This is a genomic window from Cupriavidus sp. GW823-FHT06D04, from assembly GCF_058795055.1.
The window spans coordinates 1-9,749 of sequence record NZ_JBXAHL010000083.1 but is presented as its reverse complement, the minus strand read 5'-3'; the positions used below and the strand labels follow the sequence as shown (position 1 = coordinate 9,749).

The window sequence follows — 9,749 nt, the reverse complement described above, 5'->3', positions numbered from 1 at the left end:
GCAACAACATAAATAGGATGGGCGAAAGTTAACACCGCTCAATCCAGTTTACAACCGGATTTGTGGGTAATCCTCAGGATTGATGTTCGGGGGGGTTTTTTCATCTGCGCAATTGCAAGGCGCGTGTCCAGGCTGATACCATCACGGCACTTCTCGCGTCTCCGACGCATCGATTTTTTCAATCCTGACCGCCGTCAGGCCTTCATTACCCGCAGGGGCATTGTCCCTTGCGGCTGTGCTCCTGTTTTTTTTGGGGGAGCACACACGTGGTTCAGACTATCCAGATTGACCCGCGCCAGCTCAAGGCCATCGCCTTGCTTGCGCCCAAGCAGGACCAGCGGTACTGGCTCAACGGCGTCTTCGTCGAGGCTATGCCACGGGAGACACGACTCGTTGCCATGGACGGCCAACGCATGGGCGTGTTTCGCGCAGAGAAGGCCAACCAGCTTGGCGAAGACAACTGCGTGGGCTGCATCCTTCCCCACAACGTCATCGAATGTGTGAAGCCGGTGCGCGGCAAGTTCGGCTGGTTGGAACTGCACCTCGATACAGAGCGGCTCGGCTGGGCCGAACTGACGCACGGCGGCACGCCATTCGAGTTTGTGCGGCCCGATGCGGGCTATCCCATCTACCGCCGTGCCATCGGTCCTCATCGGGGTAGCGGGGAACCGGGGCAGTGCGACCCGCGCCACCTCTACGACTTCCACCGCGTCTTCCAGGCGCTGGAGGGCAGGTTCGCCACTGACCGCGGCGGCGTTTATCTCCATCACAACGGTACCGACCATACACGCGTCAGCCTCTATGGGCGCGAGGACTTTGTCGGCACTGTGCGACCACGCAAGGCTGACGGCCCGGCTCTGCTCTTCTGGGTGGATTCGCCGGCCCCGTCGCCCGCGTGAACCCTGCGGACGTTCCGACACCAGACAGCCACCGGGCTGCAGAGTGACGGCTCGCCCGCTCACAACCCCTTGTCTCTTCGGAAAGTCCTCAAGAACAACAGAGAAAGGACCTCCGAAGCACTCTCGCGCATTTTTGCCAACCTGCTGCTGTGGACGGCGTTCGCTGGCATCGTTGAGCTTGCGCCAGTTTTCACGGACGCAGCCACATCGGTGCTACCCGCCCAAGCGATCCTCAAGTACGTCGACGCGCCGTTCTTTTGGTATCAGGTTGCGGCGGCCGTCATTGTGCTTGGCATGTTCGTCCTGCTCAAGTTTCTGAGCAACGACCACCCTGAGGCGAGTCGGTGTGGTGCTACGCCCTACGTGGAGTTGAAGAGTGGGGGCAGCATGCTGATTAACTTCGGCTCGTTGTCCTCATCGCCGATGCTTCGTAGCGCAGCAGTTCTCGCTCTGGCCTGGCGCACTCGTAGCCTACGCGGTCGGGTTCGTCCTCGTTTTCAGGCGCTGAGGTGAAGCACGCGGCTACGGTCGCGTTCCCATCCTGCCGATGGGCGGCAGGGCCGCTGCCCGCCTAATCCGTTCTTCCCTCGTGGGGCATGTCCCCATTAGGGCGTGCTCCTTCAATCCTTTCAGGAGCAATTCATGCCGCAGATCACGCTTTCTCGCGCCCAGATCCAGTCCCTCGTGTCGTTTTGCGAGGCGGCGAAGTCCGAGAAGTTCTTCATTGCCAAGGATCACGGCGCGTATGTGGGCTACAGCACCGGCCCCACCCCGGCCCAGCAGTGCCTGTTCTACTTCAAGGGCTGCGATCCAGACAAGGATGCCGAGTTCCACGACAATGCCCGCCGTGCCTTTGGTGGCGACGACTTCGGCGAGCATTATCCGCTGACTCACTTCCGCCAGGCGCTGGCCACGCCGGTAATCACGAAAGTGACGATCGTCGTCACGCGCCGATCGGTCCGGTTCCAAGCCTACGCGTGAGGCCTCTCCCCAAACGGGGGCGGGCCTGCTAGGATTGCAGCACTTTCCGCGCCTCAGACGCATCGACCTCGCCGGCATTACTGCTGGCATAGCTTTTCTTTCCCACCACGGGCCTTCCTGCCCGTGGGCATGTTGGCCCATCTTTTTTTGTGAGGCCATCATGTTCAAGCGTTTCTTCCTGTTCGTTGCCATTGTCAGCCTGTTCACCGGTTGCGCTGCACAGTCGTCGCCTAATGTCTATCGCGGCTCCGACGCCATGCGCGCCGGATCTGCGGAGCAGGTGACGGTCGTGCACGTGCGCAATGTCACCATCGCCGGCGACAGCATGCTGTCGGCCAGTTCCGGCGTACCGGCCATCCTCAGCACGCTGGTTGGCGCGGTCCTTGGTGCACGTGTCATCGGCAACGGCGACGGTCGTTACATCGCTGGCGCGATCTCGGGCACGGCAGCGGGTGTCATCGGCCAGGTTACGGCGACGCACCTGTCGCAGCGCGACGGTGTGGAGGTCATTGTCCGCACGGACAGCGGTCGCCAGATCGTCGTGGCGCAGGGCTCGGAACAGCAGTTCGTCACTGGCGAGCGGCTGTTCCTGCTGTCGTCGGGCAGCGGCTATCGACTGACGCGTTGATCGAGAGGGCCGAGTTGCTGGCCCTCCCTTTTCCTGCAAGCCCCGAGAGGGCTTGCCCCAAGCGTTCTCGCTTGGGGCTTGCGTTTTTGATAGCGTCCCTGACGCATCGAAATCCGCCCGGCACCGCCAGGAATCATCTCTTTCACCCACGGGGCACCGCCTCCGTGAGCGGCGTCCCATTTCTGGAGCCGCTTATGCAACCTGTAACCCCGATTTCAACCGAAGGTAAGACCGTCGACCAGGTCACCAACCTGCTGGCGCGCACGCTGCGCGCGATCGAACTCGAGCCCGAGTGGATCGTCCCGGCGAACTACCTTGCCGATGCCAACGAGGCGCGATATGGCCTGTTGCCCGGTGCGCACTGGCCAGCCGAGCATGCCCGCCACCGCTTTGCCGTCTCGGTGGAGCGCGGCATATCGGAAGGCTGGCGCGTGCATGTCGATCACATCGCCACCACCGTGGAAGGGCCTACCGGCAGCGCAGTTCTGCGCAAGCTGGTCACGGCCAAGATGTTCAACCGCGACCAGGCATGGCTGACGGCGCGTGTCATTAATCGCGCCCTCGACCTCGACTGATCCGACTGTGCTGGAATGCGTGGCGCCATTGGGCGCTGCGCATGCCGATCAAGACCGTGCTTGCTCAATCGAAAGGCGATTCGGCAAATACTCTTTGATCGCGTCCTCGACGCATCGAACCCTCGTCTGGTTCGCCCAGACTTTCACCCATCGCGGGACATCGTCCCGCTGGGGATGGTGCAAGCCCCGGAGTTCAGTCTGGGGTAAGCCGGGAATTTGGGGGTTAGTGAGGGGTCTGCTGCTGCTCAATGTACTGGCGCAGGATATCCAGTGGACCCCCGCCGCACGACGCCGCGAAGTAGGACGGGGACCAAAGCACGCCCCGCCGCTTGAGCCACGGATGGAAGTCCCCGAACTGCTGCCGCAGCAGTCTGCTCGACACGCCCTTGAGCGATGCGACGAGCGCTGATAGGGCGACCTTCGGCGGGTAGTTCACCAGCAGATGGACGTGGTCGTGCTCGCCGTTGAACTCTACCAACTTGGCCTCGAAGTCCTTGCATACCCTGGCCAGGATGGCCTGCTTCCTTATGGATGGCGTCCTTGCGCTGGTTTGCGATCTTGGCGTGGATTGCCTTCACGCGGCGCTTCTTGTTGGCTCGTTGAGCGATGCCGAGCGCTTGCTCAGACTCGCGATAGAAGCGCTTAGGCTCGAATTTCTCACCGTCGCTGTACGTCGCCAAGGTCTTCAGACCAAGATCGATGCCGATCACGTCCGAGCCATCCGGCACGCGTTTTTCTTCGACCTCCACCTTGACAGCGATGTTGACGTACCAACGCCCGCGCGAGTCCTCGTTGAAGCTGCCCGCGCCAAGCTCATACAGATGGCGCGTCCACGCAAGACTGATACGGCCCCGCCGGCGTGCACCTGCGCGTCCATGTCTACCAAAGCAACCTTCACCCGGCGCTGTCGCTGATCTGCGCCGACGATTTCATGCCCTATGCCGATCTCACGGTCAATGTTCCGCAGGAGCATCTGGCGGACGACGAGGTGTTCGTGGCGTCCTGGAACGTTCCAGAAGACGTGCTTGAGGCGCTGCTGGTGACGGACTGGTTCGTGCCGGTGCGCACCATCGCCGCAGGTCACACGCGCGGCCCGGTCTGGAAGATCCAGTCCGCCGAGCTGCTTGCATGGATTGCCGACGCCCGCGCCGAAGATGCCGTGGATACGCCGACAACGGCCTGACTATTAACGCGAGCTGAGCCTCGCACCGCCATTTCCTTTCCACCCAGACGGGGCAACGCCCCGATGGGTGTGCTCCGTTCGCTCCCGGAGCATTCCATGTACGTTATTACCACTGGCCCGGAACGGGTCGAAACCCGCACGACACTTGCCGGCGTGCCGGCTTTCCTGAACCTCGAACCCGGTCCGAAGCGGGGCCTGCGTGCCGAAGACATTGGCGTGCGCCATGTCGAGCGCGGCGCAATTCCCGTTGTGCGACTGCCGTCGGGACAGTTTGCGGTGCGACCAGCCGGCGACACCAACGCGGTCCTCACGTCGATCCTGGATGAGGTGGAGCGCTTCGTCGTCCGTCCAGGCGGCAAGGTGCTGCGTCCGCATGAGATGAGCCGCACGTCGTGGCAAGCAGCCGCTGCCGCCGGCCGACTGGCCGTCTTCACCAACGAGGCGGTCGACCCCGACCAGGTTGCGAACCCCGGATCTGAAAACCTCGATCTGTTCGCCGCGGCCGAGCCCTTCGACGCCTACACCTTCGTGTGTGCCGAATTCGATCGGCGCTTCGGCTACGGGACCAACGGTCCGGAATACTCGCGGGGTGCCGGCATCAACTGCCGCCACGAGGTGCAGGTCGCCTACGCCTTGCAGCGCGGCGAACCCGTGCGCGACTGCATCCTGAACGCCTATCGCAGCGGAGGCGACGCCTCTGACGCGGGCCGCCATGACCTGCATTGGCTGCCAACGTTGATTGCGGTGCCCGCGCTGCGTGGTGCCCTGCCAGCAAACAAGCTGCAGGCGCTGTGCTCGGTGATGCGTCACGACAAGCTGGCGATCACGGCGCGCAATGCCGCCCGCCTCATCGCACTGGTGAAGCCGTTGCCAGACGACTGCACCCATGTCGACGTCGATGATGCACTGTTTGCCGCCCAGGTAATTCCACCGCTGTCCGCGCCGTTGGGGAAGGCGCCGACCGGGGATGACGCCAAGCCGGTGTCGCCGCTGTCCGCTCGCCTGCACGCCCTGATTGGCGCAAAGCGCTATGCAGAACGCACGGAGCGGGCACACGCTGAACGGTCCAAGGGCAATTTGGGCGAGCGCCGGTATCAAGGCGAACTCGCCATGGCCGCCGTCGAACGCGGTCACGGCAGCTTCAGCTGGCCCAACCGATTCGCGCTGGCTGTCCTGCAACGCGACATCGCGACGCTGCTGGAAGTGCTGGACACGCCGAACGACCGCAACACGTCGTCCAAGCGTGCCCTGCGCGAGGAGTGCGGCGTGGTGCTGACCGGCGTGCCGGCCGCCACGCGGCGCCGTCGCATCTTCGAGATGTGCGGCTTCTCCGAATCCGAGCAGCAGCAATGGGAGGCGCAGGCGCTGGCGGCGCGATCGGAACGCCTGCAGGCAGCAGATGCAGAGGGGGCGTGCAGGCGTGCCGAAGCGTCGCGCTGGAAGCTCGATGGCCAGTTCATGAATTGTCGCGAGTACGTCGATCTGTGCATCCGTGAGGGCTTCAGCCAGATCCGTCATTTCCCACGTGGCAGCGCGCGGACCTACTACATCGAGCAGCCCGCCACGCGCACCATCCGGCGCTTGCAGGCCAACGATGGCACGCTGGCTTATGCACGTTCGCGCCTGGCCACGACGCTGCCGGCGCTGGCCACGGCTGCCTGACCCATCCATGCATTCCCTCCGGCCTTGTGGCCGGGGGGCCTTCTTCTCCCCCGAAAGAGACACCGAATTCGTCGCGTTTTGGCGTGCTGTAGGCACGTCATTGCCTGTAGGCTCTTCAGTAGAGCGTTGTTCGCACTGGTCAGGATCAGTCCAAACAGCGTTTTACCCGCGTCCTTGGACGCATCGACCCCTGCCAGCACCGCTGGCGCATTCATTGAATTTCCCACAGGGACACCTTCCCTGTGGGGCCGGTGACTTTGTGGGACTCCCATTCAGGAAATCCCATGAAAGTGAATCCGTTTCAACTGCAATCCCTGCTTGCGGCCTTCATCCCGGCATGCCTGCCAGTCCTCATCACTGGGGCGCCTGGCATCGGCAAGAGCGATATCGTTGCCGAAGCCGCCCAGGCTGCCGGCTACGATCTGCTGATCTCGCACCCCGTGGTGGAGGATCCGACCGATTCCAAGGGCCTGCCATTCCCGGCGGCTGATGGAGCCGGTGCCCGCTTCCTGCCGTTTGGAGATCTGGCCACGGCGCTCAACAGCAAGCGCCCGCTGGTCTGGTTCATCGACGACCTCGGGCAGGCCTCGCCGGCCGTCCAGGCCGCCAAGATGCAGCTGCTGCTCGCGCGCCGCATCGGTGAGCACGTCCTGCCGGACCACGTCACCTTCGTCGCCGCGACCAACCGCCGTATCGACAACGCTGCGGTGTCCAATATCCTCGATCCGTTGAAATCCCGCTTCAGCACCATCGTGGAGCTGGAGACAAGCATCGAGCATTGGACGCGTTGGGCGGTCGCGAAGAGCGCGCCGCCCGAGTTGATCGCCTTTCTGCGCTTCCGCCCTGACTTGCTGATATCGTCGGAGCGCAGCAAGGAGACGGAGAACCTGCCCTCGCCGCGCGGCTGGGGGCACGTGGCGCGGCAAATGCCGGTGGTGCCCAAAGGCATGGAGATCATTGCTTCCGCCGGCGCGGTCGGCGAGGGCGCAGCGCTCGAGTTCCAGTCGTTCCGCCAGATCTACCGTGAGCTACCCAGCGTGGACTCAGTGCTGGCTGCGCCGGAATCCGCCCGGATCCCGGACAACGTGGCCTCGCAGTACGCCATCAGCTCGGCGCTGGCGGCGGTCTCCAACGAGAACAACTTCGATCGGGTGATGGTGTATGCCAATCGCCTGTTCGATGCCCATCTCGGTGAGTTCGCTGTGATGCTCGCCACCGATGCGGCGCGCCGTGACGCGCGCATCTGCTCGACCCCTGCCTGGATCAACGCGCAGGGCGGCAAGCTCGGTGAGCTGCTGCTCGGCAACTGATCCGATACCTTTTCTCTTCATCCCATGACGGCGAGCCATCTGGCTCGCCGTTTCATTTTTTGCCGTATCCATCCTTTTTTCAGGACTCATCATGAACATCCAAAACCTTACCAAGCGCGTAATGCTCGCCACCTTCAACACTTCGGTGTGGCGGGCACGCAAGTTCGACACCCGGGCCACCGAGGAAGTTGAAGCCAACCATGACACAAAAGACATCGGCCGTTTCAACAAGAAGCTGCTGACCGAAGGGGCCACGTCCTACAAGGAGGTGTGCGCGATCGCTAACCGTGCTCGCGCCTACTTCGATGCCCACAGCCTGGATTACGACCAACTGGGCGTGCGCCTGCTGCCGACTGACATCTACATGGAGGTCGCGGACCGTCAGCGTCAGTTCCAGGACGAGTTCACCGCGGCGACGACCGTCTTTATTGCCGACTACCCGCGCCTGAAGGAGGAGGCACGGGAAGCGCTGAATGGTCTCTTCGACGACGCGGACTATCCGACGCAGGCGGAGCTCGCCAAGAAATTCGGCATGCGTCTCGCTGTGCTGCCATTTCCTGACGCGAGCCAGTTTGATATTGCGCTGCCGGCCAATGTACTGGACGGGCTCAAGGCCGATATCGACTCGCGCGTGCTCGGTGCGGTGAGAACCGCGAACGACGACCTGGTCGGTCGGCTCTTCGAGGCTGTGCAGCACTTCGCCAACCGCCTGTACGGGGCGACGAACGTGCGACTGGACGTGGCCGACAAGGTGCGTGAGCTGAGCGCGTTGCTGCCCAAGCTGAACTTTTCCGGGGATCCGGCGCTTACGCGCATCCTGGACGAGACGCGACAGCATCTGGCCGCCTACAGTGGGTTGGACCTGCGCAATTCGAGCGATCTGCGAAAGCAGGTGGCGGAAAAGGCGATGGAGATCGAAGCGCAGATGGCCGCCTTCATGGGTGGTTCCCTTCCTTCGCCAGTGGCGGCAGTGCCGGCCTCGCCGATGTTCGACCTGCTCACCGCGTGAGGGCGTCATGCGCGATCGAATCTCGAAGCAGCGTTCCCAGCTCATCCTGTCGCAACCGTTCTTTGGGGCGTTGCTGATGCGGTTGCAGCTGGTCGAGGATCCGTCGTGCAAGACGTTTTGGGTGGATGGCGTATCGCTGGGTTACAACCCGGCGTTCGCCGCCACCCTGAGCGATCTTGAACTGCGCGGCTGTCTGGCCCATGAAGTCCTGCATCCGGCCAACGGTCATTGCTGGCGCCGAGGCGTCCGTGATCCGGACCGCTGGAACAGGGCTTGTGACTATGCGATCAATCCGTTGGTGCTCAATGCCGGCTTGCAGTTGCCGGCCGGGGCGCTGATTGATGGTCGCTTCCTCGGCAAGTCCGCCGAGGAGATCTATGCCATGTTGCGCCAGGAGGCCTCGGACAAGCCGAAGCAGGGGCCCCAAGCTCAGTCGCAGCAGTCGCCACAGCAGCAGACGGGGGACGGCCACGCTAGCGGGGCGGACCCGTCTGCCAAGGCTGATGACAATGAGAGGCAGCGCGACCAAGCCGGCAACGGCGCGCCGCAGGCCTCCCCAAACTTCACGCCAGGCGAAGTGCGTCAGCAACCAGAGGCGCAGCAGCAAACGCTGGCCAACGAGTGGAAGGTGGCCACGATGCAGGCAGCGAAGGCGGCCGCCATGCGCGGCAAGCTTCCGGGGGACCTGAGCGCGATGGCGGATTCCGCCACGCGGCCGTCCGTGGACTGGCGCGCCGTGCTGCACCGCTTCGCATCCGAGCAGACCCGGAATGACTACAGCTGGGCCTTGCCCAACCGGCGGTACACCCACATGGGGCTGTACCTGCCGGCGCTGCATGACCAGTCCGTGGGCGACGCGGTGTTTGTGCGCGACTCCAGCGGATCGGTGTTCGACGCGACGCAGCGGCAGTTCGGGGCGGAGATCGAAGCGGTCTTCACCACGCTGCAGCCGCGGCGCCTCTTCGTGCTCGACTGCGACACACGCGTGGCGCAGGTGCAGTGCTTCGAGCGCGGTCAGGCCATTGAGCTAGGCCCGGTGCGGGGCGGCGGGGGCACGAGCTTCGTGGCGCCGTTTGCCTGGCTGGAGGAGCAGGGGGTCCACCCCGCCTTCCTTGTCTACCTGACCGATATGGACGGGAAATTCCCGGCTGTACCGCCGGCGTATCCCACGCTGTGGGCCTCAACAACGCCCCTCCATCGGATTGCCCCGCCGCCGTTTGGGGAGGCGGTGGAGGTCATCGTTTGAACCAACCCCGGGCGACAAGCCCGGGGTTATTCTTCTCCGGACGCTGCTCATAAGCATGCTCAAGACTGTGCGTCAGTCAGCCGAAATACACAGTAGACCGGGAGTGCCCAGCGTGATGGATTCAGGAGAACAGGAGTTAGCAGTTGATCGGAATGCGCGTCAAACCTCGCCCTTCAGGGCTGAGGATTACCCACAAATCCGGTTGTAAACTGGATTGAGCGGTGTTAACTTTCGCCCATCCTATTTATGTTGTTGC

10 protein-coding genes and 2 pseudogenes are annotated in these 9,749 nt (G+C 63.3%); 10 read left to right on the top strand and 2 right to left on the bottom strand.

Annotated elements, in window-relative coordinates:
* Nucleotides 1-266: 266 nt before the first annotated feature.
* The 5 genes from AC1Q7H_RS39370 (at nucleotide 267) to AC1Q7H_RS39350 (ending at nucleotide 3,083) form a co-directional block, all read left to right on the top strand.
* Nucleotides 267-899 carry a hypothetical protein gene (locus AC1Q7H_RS39370; protein ID WP_194946950.1) on the top strand — a complete coding sequence of 211 codons (633 nt, stop codon included), beginning with the start codon at nucleotides 267-269 and terminating at the stop codon, nucleotides 897-899.
* 69 nt (nucleotides 900-968) lie between these two features.
* Complete coding sequence (locus AC1Q7H_RS39365) at nucleotides 969-1,412, top strand: hypothetical protein (protein ID WP_153956736.1); 444 nt, start codon at nucleotides 969-971, stop codon at nucleotides 1,410-1,412.
* A 129-nt stretch (nucleotides 1,413-1,541) separates the two neighbouring features.
* The gene (locus AC1Q7H_RS39360) at nucleotides 1,542-1,880 is read left to right on the top strand and encodes a DUF3085 domain-containing protein (protein ID WP_153956737.1); all 339 of its coding nucleotides are present in this window, start codon (nucleotides 1,542-1,544) and stop codon (nucleotides 1,878-1,880) included.
* Between the two features lie 160 nt (nucleotides 1,881-2,040).
* Nucleotides 2,041-2,508 carry an outer membrane lipoprotein gene (locus AC1Q7H_RS39355; RefSeq protein WP_194946951.1) on the top strand — a complete coding sequence of 156 codons (468 nt, stop codon included), beginning with the start codon at nucleotides 2,041-2,043 and terminating at the stop codon, nucleotides 2,506-2,508.
* A gap of 194 nt (nucleotides 2,509-2,702) precedes the next feature.
* Complete coding sequence (locus tag AC1Q7H_RS39350) at nucleotides 2,703-3,083, top strand: hypothetical protein (RefSeq protein WP_153956738.1); 381 nt, start codon at nucleotides 2,703-2,705, stop codon at nucleotides 3,081-3,083.
* Nucleotides 3,084-3,306: 223 nt separating this feature from the next.
* Here AC1Q7H_RS39350 and tnpA read toward each other — a convergent pair.
* Both tnpA and AC1Q7H_RS39340 read right to left on the bottom strand, forming a co-directional pair.
* Nucleotides 3,307-3,609: pseudogene (gene tnpA, locus AC1Q7H_RS39345) on the bottom strand (IS200/IS605 family transposase); the annotation flags it as partial.
* Between the two features lie 52 nt (nucleotides 3,610-3,661).
* A pseudogene (locus AC1Q7H_RS39340) lies at nucleotides 3,662-3,793 on the bottom strand (RNA-guided endonuclease InsQ/TnpB family protein); the annotation flags it as partial.
* A gap of 149 nt (nucleotides 3,794-3,942) precedes the next feature.
* On the opposite strand from AC1Q7H_RS39340, the gene AC1Q7H_RS39335 reads away from it, so the two are divergent.
* The 5 genes from AC1Q7H_RS39335 to AC1Q7H_RS39315 all read left to right on the top strand — a co-directional run bounded on the left by AC1Q7H_RS39335 (nucleotide 3,943) and on the right by AC1Q7H_RS39315 (nucleotide 9,493).
* Entirely contained in the window at nucleotides 3,943-4,266 is a 324-nt protein-coding gene (locus AC1Q7H_RS39335; RefSeq protein WP_249678916.1) for a DUF4313 domain-containing protein, read from the top strand.
* A 153-nt stretch (nucleotides 4,267-4,419) separates the two neighbouring features.
* Nucleotides 4,420-5,928, top strand: coding sequence for a hypothetical protein (locus tag AC1Q7H_RS39330; RefSeq protein ID WP_492382491.1), 1,509 nt, complete (start codon nucleotides 4,420-4,422; stop codon nucleotides 5,926-5,928).
* Between the two features lie 284 nt (nucleotides 5,929-6,212).
* Nucleotides 6,213-7,238 (top strand): ATP-binding protein, encoded by a 1,026-nt coding sequence (locus tag AC1Q7H_RS39325; RefSeq protein ID WP_153956740.1) that lies wholly within the window; start codon nucleotides 6,213-6,215, stop codon nucleotides 7,236-7,238.
* A 91-nt stretch (nucleotides 7,239-7,329) separates the two neighbouring features.
* Nucleotides 7,330-8,247 (top strand): hypothetical protein, encoded by a 918-nt coding sequence (locus AC1Q7H_RS39320; protein WP_153956741.1) that lies wholly within the window; start codon nucleotides 7,330-7,332, stop codon nucleotides 8,245-8,247.
* A gap of 7 nt (nucleotides 8,248-8,254) precedes the next feature.
* The gene (locus AC1Q7H_RS39315) at nucleotides 8,255-9,493 is read left to right on the top strand and encodes a vWA domain-containing protein (RefSeq protein WP_153956742.1); all 1,239 of its coding nucleotides are present in this window, start codon (nucleotides 8,255-8,257) and stop codon (nucleotides 9,491-9,493) included.
* Nucleotides 9,494-9,749: the final 256 nt, after the last annotated feature.